The 18173-nt window shown below is 64.3% G+C and carries 16 protein-coding genes and 1 other RNA gene; 11 read left to right on the top strand and 6 right to left on the bottom strand.

The window, feature by feature from the left end:
• Positions 1-3: 3 nt before the first annotated feature.
• Entirely contained in the window at positions 4-879 is an 876-nt protein-coding gene (locus DBR47_RS04475; protein ID WP_231512121.1) for a DUF2145 domain-containing protein, read from the top strand.
• Between the two features lie 17 nt (positions 880-896).
• Here DBR47_RS04475 and DBR47_RS04470 read toward each other — a convergent pair whose 3' ends face one another.
• Positions 897-2036: a porin gene (locus DBR47_RS04470; protein WP_231512120.1), complete on the bottom strand. Its 1140-nt coding sequence runs from the start codon at positions 2034-2036 to the stop codon at positions 897-899.
• 208 nt (positions 2037-2244) lie between these two features.
• On the opposite strand from DBR47_RS04470, the gene DBR47_RS04465 reads away from it, so the two are divergent.
• Genes DBR47_RS04465 through DBR47_RS04445 form a run of 5 tightly spaced genes read left to right on the top strand, consistent with a single transcriptional unit; the run spans position 2245 to position 7574 of the window.
• Positions 2245-4479 carry a xanthine dehydrogenase family protein molybdopterin-binding subunit gene (locus tag DBR47_RS04465; RefSeq protein ID WP_124447350.1) on the top strand — a complete coding sequence of 745 codons (2235 nt, stop codon included), beginning with the start codon at positions 2245-2247 and terminating at the stop codon, positions 4477-4479.
• Positions 4480-4499: 20 nt separating this feature from the next.
• Positions 4500-5459: a dihydrodipicolinate synthase family protein gene (locus DBR47_RS04460; RefSeq protein ID WP_124447348.1), complete on the top strand. Its 960-nt coding sequence runs from the start codon at positions 4500-4502 to the stop codon at positions 5457-5459.
• 6 nt (positions 5460-5465) lie between these two features.
• The gene (locus DBR47_RS04455) at positions 5466-5948 is read left to right on the top strand and encodes a (2Fe-2S)-binding protein (RefSeq protein ID WP_124447346.1); all 483 of its coding nucleotides are present in this window, start codon (positions 5466-5468) and stop codon (positions 5946-5948) included.
• Entirely contained in the window at positions 5941-6753 is an 813-nt protein-coding gene (locus DBR47_RS04450; protein WP_124447344.1) for a xanthine dehydrogenase family protein subunit M, read from the top strand. The genes DBR47_RS04455 and DBR47_RS04450 overlap by 8 nt, the downstream gene beginning before the upstream one ends.
• Complete coding sequence (locus DBR47_RS04445; RefSeq protein ID WP_124447341.1) at positions 6750-7574, top strand: aspartate dehydrogenase; 825 nt, start codon at positions 6750-6752, stop codon at positions 7572-7574. The genes DBR47_RS04450 and DBR47_RS04445 overlap by 4 nt, the downstream gene beginning before the upstream one ends.
• Here the strand turns inward: DBR47_RS04445 and DBR47_RS04440 are convergent.
• Complete coding sequence (locus tag DBR47_RS04440) at positions 7543-8586, bottom strand: LysR family transcriptional regulator (protein ID WP_197046865.1); 1044 nt, start codon at positions 8584-8586, stop codon at positions 7543-7545. The genes DBR47_RS04445 and DBR47_RS04440 overlap by 32 nt on opposite strands.
• Before the next feature lie 228 nt (positions 8587-8814).
• On the opposite strand from DBR47_RS04440, the gene DBR47_RS04435 reads away from it, so the two are divergent.
• A complete protein-coding gene (locus tag DBR47_RS04435) occupies positions 8815-9414 on the top strand; it encodes a 3-hydroxyanthranilate 3,4-dioxygenase (RefSeq protein ID WP_124447337.1) in 600 nt (199 codons plus the stop codon).
• 3 nt (positions 9415-9417) lie between these two features.
• Positions 9418-9981, top strand: a complete 564-nt coding sequence (locus DBR47_RS04430) for a CoxG family protein (protein ID WP_124447335.1) — start codon at positions 9418-9420, stop codon at positions 9979-9981.
• A 70-nt stretch (positions 9982-10051) separates the two neighbouring features.
• Here the strand turns inward: DBR47_RS04430 and DBR47_RS04425 are convergent, their stop codons facing one another.
• The 3 genes from DBR47_RS04425 to alkB all read right to left on the bottom strand — a co-directional run bounded on the left by DBR47_RS04425 (position 10052) and on the right by alkB (position 14587).
• The gene (locus tag DBR47_RS04425) at positions 10052-10492 is read right to left on the bottom strand and encodes a hypothetical protein (RefSeq protein ID WP_124447333.1); all 441 of its coding nucleotides are present in this window, start codon (positions 10490-10492) and stop codon (positions 10052-10054) included.
• Positions 10493-10843: 351 nt separating this feature from the next.
• Positions 10844-13498: a TrlF family AAA-like ATPase gene (locus DBR47_RS04420; RefSeq protein ID WP_124447332.1), complete on the bottom strand. Its 2655-nt coding sequence runs from the start codon at positions 13496-13498 to the stop codon at positions 10844-10846.
• 447 nt (positions 13499-13945) lie between these two features.
• Positions 13946-14587, bottom strand: a complete 642-nt coding sequence (gene alkB / locus DBR47_RS04415) for a DNA oxidative demethylase AlkB (RefSeq protein WP_124447330.1) — start codon at positions 14585-14587, stop codon at positions 13946-13948.
• 34 nt (positions 14588-14621) lie between these two features.
• On the opposite strand from alkB, the gene rnpB reads away from it, so the two are divergent.
• From rnpB to DBR47_RS04400, 3 genes are all read left to right on the top strand, one after another.
• Positions 14622-14995, top strand: an RNA gene (rnpB, locus tag DBR47_RS04410) — RNase P RNA component class A.
• 89 nt (positions 14996-15084) lie between these two features.
• Entirely contained in the window at positions 15085-16290 is a 1206-nt protein-coding gene (locus DBR47_RS04405; RefSeq protein WP_124447328.1) for a multidrug effflux MFS transporter, read from the top strand.
• Between the two features lie 74 nt (positions 16291-16364).
• Positions 16365-17318 (top strand): carbonic anhydrase, encoded by a 954-nt coding sequence (locus tag DBR47_RS04400; protein ID WP_197046864.1) that lies wholly within the window; start codon positions 16365-16367, stop codon positions 17316-17318.
• Positions 17319-17325: 7 nt separating this feature from the next.
• Here DBR47_RS04400 and DBR47_RS04395 read toward each other — a convergent pair whose 3' ends face one another.
• A complete protein-coding gene (locus DBR47_RS04395) occupies positions 17326-18165 on the bottom strand; it encodes an ABC transporter substrate-binding protein (RefSeq protein WP_124447324.1) in 840 nt (279 codons plus the stop codon).
• Positions 18166-18173 lie beyond the last annotated feature (8 nt).

Genomic DNA, 18173 nt, shown 5'->3' with positions numbered 1-18173 from the left:
TGCTTGCTTTTTTTTGGCGCAGCGGCCCAGGCCTCCAGCACCGGCTACTGTGACCGGCCCGCGCCGGCCAATGCGGCCTCGCAGCACAAGCTGCTGCGCTTTGCCGAGATCGTCAAAAACGAGCTGAACCAGTCGGGCCGCGGCCTGGCCCTGGTGGCGCGTTCGGGCATGGACCTGGCGCGCTTTGATCAGCGCTATTCGCATGCGGGCTTCAGCCTGCGCGAGAGCGAGAACACGCCTTGGTCGGTGCGCCAGCTCTACTTCTCTTGCGATGAAGGGCGGCCGCGTATTTTTGATCAAGGCATGGCGGGCTTTGTCTTGGGTGGCGACGACCCCAAGCTGGGCTTTGTGTCCCTGCTATTCCTGCCGCCCGAGACCTCGGCTCAGCTGGAACGCGCCGCCCTGGACAAGGGCCTGGTCCTGCAGATGCTGAACCCGCAGTACAGCGCCAATGCCTATGCCTTTGGCCTGCAATATCAGAACTGCAATCAATGGGTTGCGGAGATGCTGGCCGCTGCCTGGTCGGGCGCGCAGCCGAGTGGGGCGACCGAAGAAGCTCGGGCCCAGGCCCAGGCCTGGCTGCGCGGCCAGGGTTACCAGCCCACCGCGATGGAGCTGGGCTGGCGCCCGCTGAAGTGGCTGGGCGCCTTCATCCCCTGGGTCCACGATGAAGACCATCCGCCCGAGGACCTGGCGGCCCTGCGCTACCAGGTCAGCATGCCGTCTTCCCTGGAGGCTTTTGTGCGCGCCCAGGCGCCCGCCACCCAGCGGGTGGAGCTATGCCATACCGAAACGCAAGTGGTGATTCGGCGTGGCTGGACGCCCATCGCCCCTGGCTGCGTGCCCGAGGCGCAAGACCTGGTGCTGGCACTGGACTGATGCCCTCAGTTCCGGCCTCAGAACTTGTGCGTGATGCCCAGGCCTAGGCCGCGTGGATCCTGGCCTGGCTTCAAGCCTGGCAAGCTATTTGCCGAGAGGTTGTAGACAGCGCCTTGGCCATTGCGTATCAGCGTCCAGGCCCCCCAGACCTCGGTGCGTTTGGAGAAGTGGTAGCCATAGCCCAGCGAGACCTGCTGCGCCCCTGAATCCACCCCCGGGGCGCCCATGCCGCCCAGGCCTTGCGTGGCATTGCCTTGGGGCTCTTCCGCCCGCACATAGCTGGCGCGCAACTGGCCCTGGCCGATGTCATGCGTCACCGCCAGCTGCCAGGCGTCCCGGCGCAGGCTTTGGCCGGCGGCCGGCTCGTATTGCAGGCGCTCCCAGGCGGCGCGCAAGCGCGTCTTGCCCATGGAGTAGGCGGCGCCTAAGCGATTGGCCACATCCAGGCTGCCGGGGCCAAAGTAGTCGCGATGCCGCTCATGGCCCCAGGCGAGGTAGAGGCCATTGGCGTTGTAGCTGAGCAGGCCGGAGATCAGGTCGGGCCTCGTCGTCGCGGTCTTCTCTTCGCTCAGGGCATAGGCGATGCGGCCGGAGATGCCGTTCACCACCGGGCTGCTGTACTGGATCAGATTGGGCGCGCGGCGGTCAAAGGAAGAGGGCGCCGCCGCATTGGCGGCCGTGGCAAAGCCATTGCCCATCAGGCTGTTGGAGGCAAAGATGCCGGCGGTGAAGGGGTCGATGGCGTAGACCGAGACAAAGCGTAGCGGCGTCTCCCACTGGCCCATCAGCAGATCGCCCCAGGGGCTGCGCAGGCCGATGCCGGTGTTGCGGCCGCCCCAGGGGCCGTCGCCGGTGTCGACACGGGCGTTGGTTTCAATCTGCGCCCAGGCGACCAGGCCGCTCCCCAAGTCTTCGCTGGCGCGAAAGCCCAGCACCGAGAGATTGTTGGACAGGCGCTTGAGGCTGCCGTCCATGCCGCTGGCGCTGACGGTTTCTACATCGGCCTTCAAGAAGCCGTAGATGAGGAGGGCGTTGCCGCTGGCGGCCTTGGCCTGCTGAGCCTGGACGGCGCCGGCCGTGGCGAGCAGGCCGGCCAGCAGCATGATCGTTGGCGCGATCGCTAGCGGGGCCCGCCATGTCTTGCGATATTGAGTCATTTGTTTTCTCCTTTTGTATTCAGTGTTGCTGCAATGTATACATAAATACTGATTTGGATTCATGGTGTTTGTCTGCATGCCGGGCTCTCCGTTGCGGGCTGGGCACGATTTGGGCGCTGAGCGGCCTGTTTTATTCAGAAGTAAAACAACTGAATCAACGAATTCTTTGCGTTTGCATGAATGTCGCCAGGCGGATTCAATGCAGGCCATGGCAAGCACAGCACACGCAAACAAGCAACTCGGTGACGAGGGAATCCACGCGTTCTTCCAGGGAGAGGGCAGCCGCTTGGCCAGGCCGCAAGGCCTGCTGCGGGTGGAAGACGCCCGCTTGCTGCGCGGACAGGGCGGTTTTGTGGCCAATCAAAAATTGCCCGGCAGCTTGCACGTCGTCTTCGTTCGCAGCCCGCACGCGCATGCTTTGATCCAGAGTGTTCAGATCGAGGAGGCCCAGGCTCAGCCGGGCGTGGTTGCTGTTCTGACGCCGGCCGACTTCGCAGCATTGCGCCAGCCTCGCGTCAACCGCCTGCTGTCGCAGATGGTCTGCCCACAAGCCGAGCTGCTGCCTGCCGACCGGGTCTTGGCCGTCGGGGTGCCGGTGGCGATGGTGATCGCGCAGAACCTGCACGAGGCGCAGGCCGCCGCCGATCTGGTCTGGGTGGACTATGCCGATCTGCCGCCGGTACTGGACTTTGCTACGGCCGCGCCCGAGCTGTATGCGGAGGTGCCGGGCAATCTGGGCCTGCAAGCTCAGGTCTCTAGCGGCAGCTTGCCTGCACACCCGAGCACGGCCGCATCGCATCTGAGCCTGCCGCGCGTCGCCGCCGCGCCCCTGGAGCCGCGCGCCGCCCTGATGCAATGGGATGCCGCGAACGCAAGGCTGCAGACCTGGCTGTCCACCCAAACGCCCAGCCGGGCGCGTGAGGACCTGGCCGCCGCCCTGGGCTTGGCGCCCGAGCAGGTGCAGGTGATCGCCACCGATGTGGGCGGCGCTTTCGGCGGCAAGGCCTCGGTTTTTGCTGAGGATTTGATGCTGGCCTGGGCCGCCCGTCTGCCCCAGGTGCAGGGCCGGCCTCTGCGCTGGCTGGCCACACGGGGCGAGGATTTGCTGGCCGGCACCCACGGCCGCGCGGCCCGCATGGATGGCCAGTTATGGATAGATGAGCAAGGGCAGTTCCAAGCTCTGGAGGCGAAGCTGCACTTTGCGCTGGGCCATTGGATGCCTTTCAGCGCTGCAGCCCCGCTGCGCAATGCGGCGCGCATCCTGCCCGGGCCTTATCGCGTGCCGGCCCTGCAGGTGCAGGCCCAAGCGCATCTGAGCCATGCGGCGGCCGTGGGTATCTTTCGCGGTGCCGGTCGGCCCGAGGCTTGCATCTTGATGGAAGCCCTGGTCGACGAGGCGGCACGCCGGCGCGGCCTGGACCCGCTGGACCTGCGCCTGGCCAATGCCTGGACCGCGGAGGAGTTGCCGCGCGAGTTGCCGCAAGGCGAGTGGCTGGATCGCTGCGATCTGCCCGCCTTGTTGCAGCGCGCCGCCACTCTGTTTGACTACCGCGCCCGCCGCGCCGCTCAGGCCCAGCACAACAGCGATTCGTCCCTGCCTTTGAAAGGCTTGGGGCTGGCCTTGTATGTGGAACCCTGCGGCCAGGGCGGCGAGAGCGCCCGCTTGACGGCGCTGGACCCCGCTCAAACGGGTGGCCTGCACTACCGCCTGGCCACGGGCAGCAGCGCCCAAGGGCAAGGCCGGGAGACGGCCTACGCCCGCATCGTCGCCCAGGCCATGGGTTGCCTGCCCGAGCAGGTGGAGGTCTTGCATGGCAATACCGGCACCTGCCCGGCTGGCATAGGCGCCCTGGCTAGCCGCAGCACGGCCATTGGCGGCTCGGCGATTCTGGCGGCGGCCGAGCAGCTGCAAGCCAGGCTGGCCGCAGGCGCGACGCTGCCCTGCACCGAGGAGGTCTTCCACACCGTGGCTCACGAGGCCTGGGCCTCGGGCTGCTTGATGCTGGAGCTGCTGATCGACCGCCAGACCGGCCAGCCCCGCATCAGCGAGCTGGTCTGGGTGGATGACGCCGGTGTGCTGGTGCACCCCGAGCTGGTCCATGGCCAGCTGATCGGCGGCCTGGCTCAGGGCCTGGGTCAGGCCTTGATGGAGCGCATCGCCTATGACGAGAACGGCCAGCTTCTGACCGGCTCCCTGATGGACTACGCCCTGCCGCGCGCCGAAGACATGCCGCGTGTGCAACTCGAAAGCCTGCCCACCCGCAGCGCCGCCAACCGCCTGGGCGCCAAGGGCGTGGGCGAGGCCGGCTGCATCGGCCTGCCGGCCGCGATTCTCAATGCCGCGCATGACGCGCTCGCCGCCATTGGCGTGCAGCCGCAGGCCGCAGCACTTCAATTCCCGCTCACGGCCGCCACGCTCTGGCGCGCCATGAATCCAGTTTGAAAACCTAAGAAGGAATCCCCATGGACTACAGCAAGCAAGAAGCCAAGGCCTATGCCAAAGCCCATTTCACCGGCGTGTGGGCGGCCATGCTGACGCCGTTCAAGGCCGACGGCAGCATCGATGAGGCGGGCTTCCGCGCCAATGTGCGGCATTGGACCGGCGTGCTCAAGCTGGGCGGGCTGTTCGTCAGCGGCAAGCAGGGCGAGTTCTTCTCCATGTCGCTGGAGGAGCGCAAGCGCAGCTTCACTTGGGCGGCGGAAGAGGCGCGCGCCCAGGGCTCGCGCACGGTGATGTCTTGCTCCGACACCAACCTGGACACGGTGCTGGCTCTGGGCCGCCATGCCCAGGAATGCGGCGCGGACTGGATCGTGGTCCACAGCCCGGTGCTGCATTTCGGCGCCGACACCGAGGAGACGATTTACGAGTACTACCGCTATATCAGCGAGCAGCTGGACATCGGCATCGCCATGTGGAACCACCCGGACTGCGGTTATCTGATGAGCCCCCAGCTCTGCGCCCGCATCGCCGAGCTGCCCAATATCGTCGCCATCAAGTACAGCGTGCCGCGCGAGATGTATGTGGAGTTGAGTCGTTTGGTGGGCGACAAGATCCAGGTCAGCACCGCCTCCGAGGAGGAGTGGCTGGACAATATCGAGGAGCTGGGCTGGCGCCTCTACCTCTGCTCCACCCCGCCCCTGCTGCTGCAGACGGCGGCCGACCAGCGCATCAATGAGTACACCCGCCTGGCCTTTGCCGGCAAATTCGCCGAGGCCCGCCAGGTCCGCGACAGTCTGGAGCCCGCCCGCCAGGCCTTCAAGGCCAGCAAACCCAAGGGCAAGCCGCAGGCCCACAGCAAATACTGGCTGGAACTGCTGGGCCAGGTTGGTGGCCCGGTGCGCCGCCCGCTCTTGCAGTTGAGCGAGGACGAGAAGGCCTTGATCCGCGAGCAGTTCGCCAAGAGCGGCCTGGAACTGGGCTGATCTGCCATGGAGCTGAAGGTCAATCTGCGCAGCTGCCCGCTGGCGCCCACGCCGCGCCGAGCCAGCCTCTTGATCGAGGTCTTGCGTGAGGACCTGGGCCTCACCGGCACCCACCAGGGCTGCGACACCGCCCAGTGCGGCGCCTGCACCGTGTTGATGAATGGCCGTGCCGTCAAGGCCTGCAATGTCTTGGCCGCGCAGGCCGAGGGCAGCGAGATCGAGACGGTGGAGGGCTTGGCTCAGGGTGATGTTTTGCATCCCTTGCAACTGGCCTTCTCGCGTCACCACGCCTTGCAATGCGGCTTCTGCACGCCCGGCATGTTGATGCGGGCCAAGGCCATGTTGGCTGAGGGTGTGCCGGCCGAAACGGAAGCGGTGGCGCGAGCCTTGAGCGGCAATATCTGCCGCTGCACCGGTTACGAAGGCATTGTGGCGGCCATCTGCGAATGGCTGGCCGCCGAACGTGAAGGGCAGGCTCAGCATGCGTGAGTTCGAGTACTGCCGGGTCAAAACCTTGGGCGAGGCCCTGGCCCTGCTGCGCGAGGGCGTGGACAGCAAGCTGCTGGCCGGTGGCCAAAGCCTGCTGGGCGCGATGAAGCTGGGCCTGATGGCGCCCGAGCGCTTGATCGACTTGCGCGATGTGGCCGAGTTGCGCGCGCAGCGCGAGCTTGGCAGCGGCCGCCTCTGGCTGGGCGCCATGCAGACCCATGCCGACCTGACGCGCAGCCCCGCGCTGCGCGGCTTTGCGCCCGGCATGGCGGCCCTGGCCTCGCATATCGCCGACGAGCAGGTGCGCAGCATGGGCACGCTGGGCGGCTCCCTGGCCAATGCCGATCCTGCGGCCTGCTGGCCCGCCGGCGTGCTGGCCCTGGGCGCCAGGCTCAAGACCGACCGGCGTGAAATCGAGGTGGATGACTACTTCACCGGCATGTTTGGCACGGCCCTGGAGCCCGATGAGATTCTGTGTGGCCTCAGCTTTGGCAAGCCGCGCCGCATGGCTTATCAAAAAATAGAGCAGATGGCCTCGCGCTTCGCCCTGGTCGGTGTGGCCGTGGCCCAGCTGGACGATGGCAGCGCCCGCGTGGCCCTGACCGGCACGGCCCAGGGAGCGGTGCGCCTGCCGGCCTTCGAGGCCGCGTTGACCCGCAGCTTCAGTCCCGAGGCGCTGAAAGGGCTGAAGGTGGACGAGGAGCTGATGTCCAGCGATGTCCACGCCCCGGCCGATTACCGCGCCCATCTGGCCGCCGTGCTGGCCGCCCGTACCGTAGAACAAGCTTTGGAGATGCAGCAATGACAACGAACACGACAAACTCAAACAGCCCGACTTTGCGCGTGGCCTTGATCGGCCTGGGCGCCATCGGCCGGGTGATTGCCCAGGAGTTGCAGGCCCGCGCCAGCGAGGGTGTGTGCCTGGTCGGCGCCCTGGCCCAGCATGTGGCCGAAGGGGAGGGGCAGGGCGTGCAGGTGTTGACAGAGTTGGCGGATCTGTTGGCGCTGAAACCCGATCTGGTGGTGGAAGCGGCCGGCCACGGCGCCGTCAAAGCCCATGGCGCGGCGGTGCTGCGCGCGGGCTGCGATCTGCTCCTGGTCTCGGTGGGGGTCTTGTCTGACTCGGCGCTGCAGGCCGATTTGGAGGCCGCCGCTGAGGCCGCTGGCCGCCAGCTCTTGCTGCCCTCGGGCGCGCTGGCCGGCCTGGACTATCTGCAGGCCGCGCGCATGGCCGGGCTGGAGCGCGTTTGCCTGCGCTCGCGCAAGCCGCCCCTGGCTTGGCGCGATACGCCGGCCGAGGCCTTGCTGGATCTGGCCAGCATCAAGACCCCAACGGTTTTCTTCAGCGGCAGCGCGCGCGACGCCGCCCGGCTCTATCCCAAAAACGCCAATGTGGCCGCCACGCTGGCGATCTGCACTTTAGGCATGGACGCCACCCAGGTCGAACTGGTGGCCGACCCGACGATCCAGGGCAATGTGCATGAGATCGAGGCCAGCGGCGCCGCTGGCGAGATGCGCTTGCAGCTGAACAACACGGCCTCCAAAGACAACCCCAAGACCTCGATGGTCACGCCCTATAGCGTGATGCGCAGCATCATGAGTCGTCGTGCGCGCGTGAGCGTTTGACGCGGCCTTTGCTCGGTTCGGAAAGCCCCAGATGCTCGCCCAGCTGTTCCCGCAAATGCGCCCGGATGTGCTCTTGCATGGCCTGCGCTGCGGGCGAGAGCGAGCGCTGCTGCAGATGGGCCAGCGAGACCTCGCGGGCGATGGTCGGCTCGGTCAGCGGCACGCCCACCAGATTGGCCAGCGGCGAGACGCGCAAGGCATAGGCCGGCAGGATGGCGATGCCCATGCCGGCCGCCGCCATGGCCATGGCGGTGGCGATATGGGTTACTTCTTGCGCCGGCTTGGGCGCACCGCCCAGGGGCGCAAAGCAGCGCTCCACCAGGGCGCGCAGGCCGCTGCCCTCGCGCAGGAAGAGCAGGGGCTGCTCCAGCAGCTCGCGCCAGGCCAGGGAGCCGGCAGCGGCCAAGGCATGTTCGCGCGGGCACATGGCCACCATGGGGTCGCGCAGCAGGGCTTCGCTGACGATCTCGCCCTCGTCCTGATCAAAAGTGGCCAGGGCCAGGTCCAGCTCGCCAGCGCGCAGCTTGGCCAGCAAGACATCGGCGCTGGCGTCCAGCAGGCTCAGCTCGATCTCGGGGTAACGCTGGCTGAAGCTGCGCAACAGCCCCGGCATCAGCGAGGCCGCCAGCAGCGGCGTCGTGCCCAGGCGCACCCGGCCACGGCGGCGTTCGGCCACATCGCGCAGATCACCCGCCACCCGGTCCAGATCGGCCAACAGGCGCTCGACGGCCGGCAGCAACTCGCGGGCCGCCTCGGTCAACTCCAGGCGTCGGGTGGTGCGGTCAAACAGCTTCAGGCCCAGCTCGGTCTCCAGCCCGCGAATCAGGGCCGAGAGCGCCGACTGGCTGAGGAACAACTGACCCGCCGCGCGGGTGAAGCTGCCCTCGCGCGCCACGGCCGCAAAGCCACGCAGCTGTTTCAGCGAGACATTGGCCGGGCGATGGCTCAGGCTCAATGCACCGCTGAGATTTCGCGTTGGGATATGGGTGGGCGTTGGCGTGTCTTGGCTCATGGCAAGGCTCATCATAGCGAGGGGGGTCTGCAAAACCCAGCGCGCAGCGCCATCAATCGGACTCGGGCGGCCTGCTGCGTTGAAACTCTTGCCAATAGCTGGGCTATTGGCTGCAAGTTTCGCCTTGCAGTCCATCCCGATCCGATTGCCGCGCCCTCGCGCTGGGTTTTCCAGACCCCCCTAGCCCCCCAAGAACTATTGATACTCAAACCCTCAGGAGAAGACAAGATGCTCAAGTTTGGTCCCCCCCTCAACTTCGCCCGCTGGATCGCCGACCATGCGGCCGAGCTGAAGCCGCCCGTGGGCAATCAGCAGATCTGGCAGGACGCCGATTTCATCTGCACCGTGGTCGGCGGCCCCAACCACCGCACCGATTTTCACGACGATCCGCACGAGGAGTTCTTCCACCAACTCAAGGGCAACGCCCACCTGATGCTGTGGGACCGCGGCCGCTTCGAGCGGGTGGATCTGCGCGAGGGCGATATCTTTTTGCTGCCCGCCCATGTGCAACATTCACCCCAGCGCCCCGAACCCGGTAGCTTGTGCACCGTGATCGAGCGCCAGCGCGCGCCCGGCTCTTTGGACGCCTTCCAGTGGTATTGCGCACACTGCGGCGGCCTGATCCAACGCCACGAGGTGCAGCTGCAAAGCATTGTGGGCGACCTGCCGCCGCTGTATCAGCAGTTCTACGCCAGCTCGGACGCCTCCCGCGTTTGCGCCTCTTGCGGCGAGCAACACCCGGGCCGCGACTGGCGCGCCTGGCATGCGGTGATCGCGCAAAAGCACCCACATGCGGCCGTGCCCACCGCACCCCTGGTGGAGGCTTGAGCGATGAAGATTGAGAGTCAACGCGAGCTGCCCTGCAGCCAGGCCCAGGCCTGGGCCGCATTGAACGATGACGCCGTACTGCAAAGCTGCATCCCCGGCTGCGAAAGCCTGGAGCGCACCGGCCCCGACCAGCTCAGCGTGGTGGTGATGGCAGCGGTGGGCCCGGTGCGGGCCCGCTTCAAGGCCCAGCTGCAGATGTTGGACGTGGAGGTGCCCAATCGCTATACCGTGCAATTTGACGGTCAGGGTGGGGTGGCAGGCTTTGGCAAGGGCAGGGCGGCGGTGAGCCTGGCCAGCTTGGCCGAGGATCGCTGCCTGCTCAGCTATGGCGCCGATGTGCAGATCGGCGGCAAGCTGGCGCAAATCGGCTCGCGGGTGGTGGACGGCGCGGCCCAAAAAATCATTGGCGAGTTTTTTGGCCGCTTTGAGCAGGCGGTGGCGGCACCGGTGGCTGCGGAGCCTGTGCTTGAGACTGCCAGTGCCTCGGCTGCGCCGCAATCAAGAAGCTGGCTAACCCGCCTGCTGGCTTGGTGGCGCGGGCTGTGGGCCAGGCAGCATGCGGCCTGATCGCTGGATGGATTGAGTCAGGGTGCCAGAGCCTCTGCTGCGAGGTCTGCTCTCGGCAGGGCTCGCCCGCTCAAACCTTGGCGAGGAAGCTCGCCGCATCACCCGCTTCACACTTCCAGTCGGCGAAGACCCCGACCAGATTGCATTCCACGCAGTGGCAAGCGATGTAGTACCAGCGCACGTCATGTGTGCCCTCGACCACGGAGACGCCCGACATCAGCTCGAACACCTCGTTCTCGCACACGCACTCGTGCGTCTCGGGCGTGGCGCCATCAACATAGTCCGCGCTGTCGCCCATCAGGTGTTCTTGCCCGCAGTCGGTGCAGGTGCGGATGGCCACGCCGGCGTCTTCATCCGTCTGCAGCGCAAAGGTCCGGCAGCCGCACTCGCATTTGGACGCGGCAAACCGGACGGCCTCGTGGCGATTCGCGATGCTGTAGCTGCGCAGCTCGGCTTGGGTGTCGCCGGACGTCGTCCCGTACCAGAACTCACCCTTTTTTGTCAGTGCCATTGATGCTGCTCCATTGTTCAAGGGGGGCCTGTTCAGCGTTGCCCTCATGCCAAGCTCGCCCCGATCATTTGGATTTTGCCAGGAGGCCTGGTGACTCCTGGTTAAGGGCCCGGGGCAGGGTGATAGGCGGCAAGGGCTGCGGACATCCTTGACTGTTGATTCTTGGAGATTGCAGCCAGCCGGTCGCCTCTCCGATTCGAACGGCTCCTATTCGCCTGGAGCTGGCATCGCATAGGTGAACGGCTCGTCTGCTGCGCTAGCTGCGGGTCGCACTTACGTCGCTGTATTTCCACTATTGGCCCCAAAGATGCCCACCGAGGTGGAGTTCTCGGGGTGCTTTTCAAAACGACCTTAGAACTCGTACTTCTCTTTGCGCTGGATGAAGGCGTCGCGCCCGCCTTCCAGAATCCTGGCCACCTCATCCCGAATCACAGGAACGTCTATTGAGCCTTGCGCTTCCAACCCGAGACATCCATGATTCTCAGCGGCTGTGAACACGCCAATCCATTCGGCATCGCCGAACACAGGGATGTTCGCGTTGTGTGTTGCGAACAAGAACTGCCGACTGGTCTTTGCCTCCCTCAATTCGGTGACGATCCGATCTGCGATGAAGGCGTTGTCTAGGTTGTCCTCCGGCTGATCCATCAGAAGGGGATCGACGCTCTCAAGCAGCAGCATGTGCAGGATTGCCGTGCACTGCTGGCCAGTAGAGAGCTTGTTGAGTGGCCGGAATTTCGGATCGGCTTGGCCGTGCGCGACATTCAAAAAGATGTCCACGCGATGCGCCAGCTCCAAGGCTTCCATTTCCATGAGTTGAGCAGACTGGAGCTTGGTGAGTGCATCGGCCACCATCTGCGTGACGTCCCAATCGAGTTGCACCTCGGCAGATCCTTTCTGAATCGACTTGGCCAGTGACAGCGGGCTGATCGTCTCAGCCTCCTCAATGAACGCAAGCCGCTTTTCACCAACACCGTCCAGCTTGCAAGCCAGCAAGAAGGTCATCAAGGGCGTGCGGTCAGCCTCCGGCACGATCTCCACCTTGAGCTTGCCCTCAAGTCGCCTGTTCAGTTTCTTCGCGGCCCTTTGCAACGTCTGTATGCGTTGCCCACGCAAATCGGACAGTTCGGCCAAAAAGTTGCGTCGCTCCTGAAGCAAGGCGTCGCGCTGGGACTCGTGATTCGTTGCCCGCGACTTCATGGGCTTGATGCGCTCAATCTCCTCGATCAACTTTTGATAAGCAACACCGATCTCCTGCCCGCTTTTTCCAGCGGTGGCGGGCAACGTCCGCAGCGCCTTCTCCAACTCAGTATCGTGCGCCTTAATCGCCTGCTGCCATGTGTCATGCTGGTTGCTGAACTGTCCTGCCCTGTCATCAACCAAGGCCTGCATGGCGGTCAGATGGTCAGTGAATCCCTGCTTGAGTCCCTCCAGCGTTGTGCGCATGGCAAGCAACTGTGCAGCGTCAGGCAATCCCTGAAGAGCCTCATCGTTGAAGAAGTCAAGGTCTGGCAATCTGTCACGCAGGTCTGAAAGCGCGTTGCGAAAGCTCTGTACGCCATCAGTAGCGGTCTTGGAAATCTCTCGCTCGCGTGCGATCAGTGAGGTCTTGGCCAGCTTCTCCTTTATCCCCAGTTCATCAAAACCGCGATGCTGCTCTTCCAGCTTGGGCAAGCGCTCCACCTGTGCATTCAGCTCATCAAGATCGGTCAGGGACTTCGTGAGCTTCTGTTGGTTGTCCTTCAACCGCCTATGCACGTCGGCGCTCTTCGCCTCGTACTCCCCGTCTTGAGGAAGAAAGCGATCCAGCAACTGCACGCGGCTGGTTTCATCTTGGGCCAACTCGTAAATTTCGTTCTGCCCGTAAATGTCGATACCCGGCAGCAAGTCGCGCGGGAGTAGGGTGGAGATATTGCCATCCATCTCACGCACCATCGGCAGCTCGCCATGACGGCGCGAGATGGTGTATTGCTTGCCGTTCTGGGCAGAGGACACCACTGTCAGCTCAACCCGACCGGCCGAGCGACCAAGGTTCTCCTTGATGATGTCCTGGTGGAGCTTCAGAGCCTGTTTGCCTTTGGGTGGCAAGTTCAAGGCGAAGCGCAGGCATTCGAGCAAGGTTGACTTACCCGTTCCACGGCCGCCGATCACCGTGTTGAGATGGTCGGAAAAATCCACCCGGACGCCATCAAGGTAGCCACCGGCTACCGTCATGCGTACCACCTTGCCAATCGGACTTTGGGCCTGCTGCGAGTTGAGCCGGACACGCGATCCTGGATCGAGGAAGGCCACCTTGAAAGCTGAGAAAGTGGGCCGTGTCATCTTGATGAAGCACGTTGCGCTCGGCTGATCCAAGTCATCAGGCTTGGCTACATCCTTGGCATTGATCGCTGCCACAGGGCGCTCACGCCGGTAGCTTTCGTCCTTGTTCAAGAACACCTTGCGATAGAAGTCGCTCTCGATGCTCGTGAGGTCGTCTATCGACCCCGGAATCTGGGCCGCGCGCAGCTTGGGATGCTTCCATACGTGGTTCAGGCGGCTTTTCAGCAGGCCACTGTCCTGCGTGCAATGTGCAGCGTAGATGAACCCACCAAGTAGATCGACTTCTTCAATCAGATCTTCTGAGCTCAGCCGAGAAGGCCGGATGCCATCTGTAGGGTCATGCAGCTTGAGGTTGCCAAGGTAGCGATCAAGCTGCTGCACCGTGGTGTCCTCGGGGAAAAGACAGACGAAATGCGTTTTGTCGTTCGAGGCGATCTCGAAGCCGGGAAACACCACGATCCCTTGCAGCTGTAACACCTGACGTAAAGCATCGACGCTGCTCACGCTGCCGTGGTCGGCTAACCCTACAACTTTGATGCCCAGCTCAAGGCACTTCTGAAGCAGGGCTTGGTTGTAGCCGCCCTCATCCAGCCCATGGTCGGCTCCCCTATAGGTGCCGTTGTAGCCGACAGGATTGACCTGTAGCGCACAGCGCCAGAATCGTGCGAACGTGTACTCATTATTCATATTTCATCCCTGATTTGTTCAGCGACGCGAGGTCGCTGGATGCCTAGGTCGATGCAACCGTTGGCGTTCCTCTTCGGGCAGTCTGGCAGATTCCGCGCTTGGAGGACGCAACGGACAGAAACTGGCCGTACAAACCATGCCAGGTGACTGACTGCAATCAGCGATAGCTGACAGCAGAGCGACCTGACGCGAACGGCCACAATCAGCCTGCTGCCGAATCCTTATCCCTTTCGGATCCGGCCACTGAGCCGGCATCTTCGACTAAGGAATGCTTCCCTCCTTCCCGTGGGTCGAAAGTCCGAAGTCCCAGGCTTGGTTGACGGCTTAGAAAACGGGCTCCCACCTCGGCGTGCCTGATGTGCCGCGCGAAGTCAGTCGCAAGGCGGTGGCAAATCTCTCCTTGGTTTTTCGGCCTGGTGGTTTGATCGCCAGATGAGTAGCAGTGCTTCAACCAGCCTTGCGAAAAGTCAGGTTGATCCGCTGCTCGCCCAGCTCTTCGTGCCGGCCACCCGCCAGCGGCATAACGCCATGAAAGCGCAGACGGGCCGGGCCGCCCCAGACCAAAACGTCGCCATGCTGCAGATCCAATCTCTCGGTCTTGTCGCCGCGACTCAAGCCGCCGAACAGGAACACGGCGGGCAAGCCTAGCGAGACCGAGACGATGGGCTGGCTGAAGTCTTGCTCGTCGCGGTCTTGGTGCAGGCTCAGGCGCGTGCCGGGCAGGTAGCGGTTGATCAGGCAGGCGTCTGGCTCAAAGCGCGGGAAGCCGGCCCGTTCGGCGGCTTGCTGCGCCAGTTCTGCAAAGGCTGCTGGCAGGGCGGGCCAGGGTCGCCCGCTCACGGGGTCCTGGGCTTGGTAGCGGTAGCCGCGCCGGTCCGACACCCAGCCCAGCGGCCCGCAGTTCGTCATCCACACAGCCATCAGCTTGCCGCCCGGCGTGAGCATCTGGCGCAGCGGCGCTTGCGCCAGCACCGCTGCCACACCGGCTTGCAAGGCGGCGCTGTGCGCCAGGGCGAAGCCGCGCAACATGGTGGCGCCGGGGGCGAGAGGCATCTCGGCGGGCTCGTCATCAAACAAGGAGGCATTCATGGCGGGCAAATCTTATCGACGATAATGGCGCCGTGAAGCAAGCTAGACCGCCGCTGGTGCAAGCATGGAAACATGGCACTGGAGGAAGGTCCGGACTGCATAGAGCGGCGTAGCAGCTAACGGCTGTCCGGCGTGAGCCGAGGATTAGAGCAACAGAGACGAGTCGATCAAACGTGCGGGGTGTAAGCCCTTGCGGGACTGGAAGCGCAGCCTCCAGGGTCGGGTGAAACGGGCAATCTCTACGCGCAGCAACACCAAGTAGGCCAGTATTGATGCGGCTCGCAGAGCTGGCGGGTAGGTGGCACCGAGCCGGGCAGTGATGCCCGGCCAAGAGGAATGGCGGTCACGGCGCGGTCTTCGCAAGAAGGCCGCGCTGCACAGAATCCGGCCTATCGGCTTGCTTCACACTTTTAATTTTTCAACGCGAGCTCGCAAGGCCTCGCCGCTACACTGGCCCGCTGTGCCTGTCGCACACCACCAGTTTTCCCACATCCTTTATGAACCCCCAAGCCAGCACCTTGTGGCGCGCGCCGCGTTGGGCCTTGGCCGTCTTGTTGGCGGCCCTGGGCATGATTGGCCCCTTCTCCATCGACACCTATCTGCCGGCCTTTGCCGGCATTGCCACGGCGCTCAATGCCACGCCGGTGGAGATGCAGCAGACCCTGTCCAGCTATCTGCTGGGCTTTGCCGTGATGAATCTGTTCCACGGCGCTTTGTCCGACAGCTTCGGCCGCCGGCCGGTGGTCTTGTGGGGCATGGCCGCCTTCACCTTAGCCTCGGTGGGCTGTGCCCTGGCGGGCAGCATCGGCCAGCTGGTGTTTTGGCGCACGGTGCAAGGTATGTCGGCGGGCGCGGGCATTGTGGTGTCGCGCGCCATCATTCGCGATATGTTCGCGCCCTCCGAGGCGCAGCGGGTGATGTCTCAGGTGACCATCTTTTTTGGCATCGCGCCGGCCATCGCGCCGATGATCGGCGGCTTTTTGTTTGTGCATTCCGACTGGCACAGCATTTTTTGGTTCCTGGTGCTGATCGGCGCCAGCCTCTTCATCGCCAACTGGCGCTTGCTGCCCGAGACGCTGCATGAGGAGGCCAAGCAGCCCTTCCATGTGGGCCAGCTGCTGCGTGAGTACTGGCGGCTGTGCACCAGCCATCGCTTCATCCTTCTGGCCTTGGCCAGCGGCATTCCCTTTAACGGCATGTTTTTGTACGTGTTGTCGGCGCCGGTGTTTGTGGGTGAGCATCTGAGGCTGGCGCCCACGCAGTTCTTCTGGTTCTTCTGCTTCTCCATCGGCGGCATCATGGGCGGGGCCTGGCTCAGCGGGCGCCTGGCCGGCAAAGTGCCGCCGCGCAAGCAGATCCGCTATGGCTTCGTCATCATGTCGGTGGTCTCCCTGCTGAACGTGACGCTCAATCTACTGCTGCCGCCCAATCCCTTCTGGGCCTTGCCGGTGATCTCGGCCTTTGCCTTTGGCTGGGCTTTGATGGTGCCGGTGGTGACCTTGCTGGTGCTGGACGAGGTGCCCGAGCGCCGTGGCCTGGCCTCCAGCTTGCAGGCCTGTATTGGCAGTGCGGCTAACGGCCTGGTCGCAGGCCTGGTCGTGCCCTTGGTGATGCATTCCACCGTGGCGCTGGCGTTCACCTCGATGGGTTTGATGGGCATAGGCCTGCTGTCCTGGACCATCGTCAAACGCGAGATGACCTGAGCCCAGGCCTCAAGCTGAGGCCCGAATGACCGATGAAAAGACGATGGGCCTGTCGAGGCCGGGAGTCTTCATTCATGCATCGCAATCATTTTTCAAGAGTTTTGGCTGCGGCCTTGGCCGGCATGCTGAGCCTGTCATCGGTCCAGGCCCAGCATGGCGACGCAGGCAAGCCTGAGGAGTCGCTGGACGTGTTGCGCCAGCGCTTGGCCGAGCGGCTCAGCAATAAGTCGGCCTCGGGCGCGCTCAAGGTCGCAGGCAAGCCGGGTGCCGCTGACGAGCATGGCAAGGCCGCAAAGGGCAAGGCCAAAAACGAGCATGCCAAGGCCGAGGCCCATGGCGGCGCGCCCCATGTGCACTGGGGCTATACCGGCGAAGGCGCGCCCGAGCGTTGGGCGGCGCTGAACCCCGAGTTCGCCACCTGCGCCGTCGGCACGCGGCAAAGCCCCATCGATATCCGCGAGGGCATACGGGTGGATTTGGAGAAGATCCAGTTCGACTACCGGCCCAGTGGCTTCGCGGTGCTGGACAACGGCCACACGGTGCAGGTGAACGTGGCGCCGGGCAATTCTCTGCAAATCATGGGCCGGCGCTTTGAGCTCTTGCAGTTCCACTTCCATCGCCCCAGCGAGGAGCGCATCAACGGCCGCCAGTTCGATATGGTGGCCCATCTGGTGCACAAGGACCCCGATGGCAAGCTGGCCGTGGTGGCGGTGTTGCTGGAGCGCGGCCGCGATCAGCCGCTGATCCAAACCATTTGGAACAATCTGCCGCTGGAGAAGAACGAGGCCTTGCCGGCCCAGGTCAGCATCGATCTGAACCAGCTGCTGCCGGAGGACCGGGCCTACTACACCTATATGGGATCGTTGACCACGCCGCCTTGCTCCGAGGGTGTGCTGTGGATGGTGTTGCGTCAGCCGGTGCAGCTGTCCATGAATCAGATTTCCATCTTCAGCCGGCTTTACCCCATGAATGCGAGGCCGATTCAAAGCGGCTCGGGCCGCCTGATCAAGGAATCTTCGGGTCCTTGAGCAAGCCTCAAGGCGTGTAGCCGAAGTCGCTGTAGATTTTGCGGATCACGCCGCGCCGGTCCAGGGCTTGCAAGCCCTGATTGAGCTGGCGGATCAAGGCCTCGGGCATGTCTTTCTGGCAAGCCAGATACATCTCGCTGCGGTTGAAATTGAGCACCGGCTCTATGCCCGTCAAGCCCTGCTGCTGCAAGCGGTAGAGGCCGATCAGGCGGCCGGTCGCCCAGAAGTCGATGCGGCCGGCCAGCAGCTTGCGCGGGTTGAGTTCGTCCGAGCTGCCCACGTCCACCTGGTAACCGCGCTCCTGCAGATAGGGCACGATGGCGTCACCCCGGTAGCTGCCGATGCGGGCCTTGATCGCCTCCTGCAACTGGGCCGGGCGGCTCCCGCCGCTGCGGGCAAACAAGGTCCAGTCATTGAAGACCAAGGGGCCTACCCATTGGTAGAGCGACTCGCGCTCCGGCGTGCGTGACATGGAGTAGACGCAGGTCATGGCCTGAGATCTGGCCATGGCAATGGCGCGGGCCCAGGGGTAGATGGCGACCGTGTAGTCCAGCTTGGCCTCGGCCAGCAGGGTTTGCAAGATGCGGCTGGAAATGCCGGTGACCTCGCCCATGCCTTCCTTGGTCTGGCCGCTCATATTGTAGGGAGGGTACTCCTCGGTCACCAGATGGAGGAGTTGGGTCGGCGTGCTGGTGGCAGCGAGCGGGGCGCCGCCTGCCTCCGGGGCCGCGGCAGTAGCGGCAAGGGCAGGCAGGGTGGGCAGAGCGCAGGCCAGCAGCAGAGCCTCACCGAGGCGGCGGGCAAACGTGCGGTGCTGCTTGACGGGCCGGCTGCAGGGCTTGCGCATGAGGCGCT

This window comes from Paucibacter sp. KBW04 (assembly GCF_003852425.1).
Lineage (GTDB): Bacteria > Pseudomonadota > Gammaproteobacteria > Burkholderiales > Burkholderiaceae_C > Paucibacter_A.
The sequence above is the reverse complement of the archived record's forward strand: the minus strand, read 5'-3'. Positions and strand labels throughout refer to the sequence as shown.

Bases quoted from the DNA above. Each gene is read 5' to 3' on its own strand.
- DBR47_RS04400 (WP_197046864.1), top strand. From the start codon at position 16,365: ATGCATCGCAATCATTTTTCAAGAGTTTTGGCTGCGGCCTTGGCCGGC.
- DBR47_RS04460 (WP_124447348.1), top strand. From the start codon at position 4,500: ATGGACTACAGCAAGCAAGAAGCCAAGGCCTATGCCAAAGCCCATTTC.
- DBR47_RS04430 (WP_124447335.1), top strand. From the start codon at position 9,418: ATGAAGATTGAGAGTCAACGCGAGCTGCCCTGCAGCCAGGCCCAGGCC.
- DBR47_RS04470 (WP_231512120.1), bottom strand. From the start codon at position 2,036: ATGACTCAATATCGCAAGACATGGCGGGCCCCGCTAGCGATCGCGCCA.
- DBR47_RS04405 (WP_124447328.1), top strand. From the start codon at position 15,085: ATGAACCCCCAAGCCAGCACCTTGTGGCGCGCGCCGCGTTGGGCCTTG.
- DBR47_RS04420 (WP_124447332.1), bottom strand. From the start codon at position 13,498: ATGAATAATGAGTACACGTTCGCACGATTCTGGCGCTGTGCGCTACAG.
- DBR47_RS04465 (WP_124447350.1), top strand. From the start codon at position 2,245: ATGGCAAGCACAGCACACGCAAACAAGCAACTCGGTGACGAGGGAATC.
- DBR47_RS04440 (WP_197046865.1), bottom strand. From the start codon at position 8,586: ATGAGCCAAGACACGCCAACGCCCACCCATATCCCAACGCGAAATCTC.
- DBR47_RS04445 (WP_124447341.1), top strand. From the start codon at position 6,750: ATGACAACGAACACGACAAACTCAAACAGCCCGACTTTGCGCGTGGCC.
- DBR47_RS04395 (WP_124447324.1), bottom strand. From the start codon at position 18,165: ATGCGCAAGCCCTGCAGCCGGCCCGTCAAGCAGCACCGCACGTTTGCC.
- DBR47_RS04450 (WP_124447344.1), top strand. From the start codon at position 5,941: ATGCGTGAGTTCGAGTACTGCCGGGTCAAAACCTTGGGCGAGGCCCTG.
- DBR47_RS04425 (WP_124447333.1), bottom strand. From the start codon at position 10,492: ATGGCACTGACAAAAAAGGGTGAGTTCTGGTACGGGACGACGTCCGGC.
- alkB (WP_124447330.1), bottom strand. From the start codon at position 14,587: ATGAATGCCTCCTTGTTTGATGACGAGCCCGCCGAGATGCCTCTCGCC.
- DBR47_RS04435 (WP_124447337.1), top strand. From the start codon at position 8,815: ATGCTCAAGTTTGGTCCCCCCCTCAACTTCGCCCGCTGGATCGCCGAC.
- DBR47_RS04455 (WP_124447346.1), top strand. From the start codon at position 5,466: ATGGAGCTGAAGGTCAATCTGCGCAGCTGCCCGCTGGCGCCCACGCCG.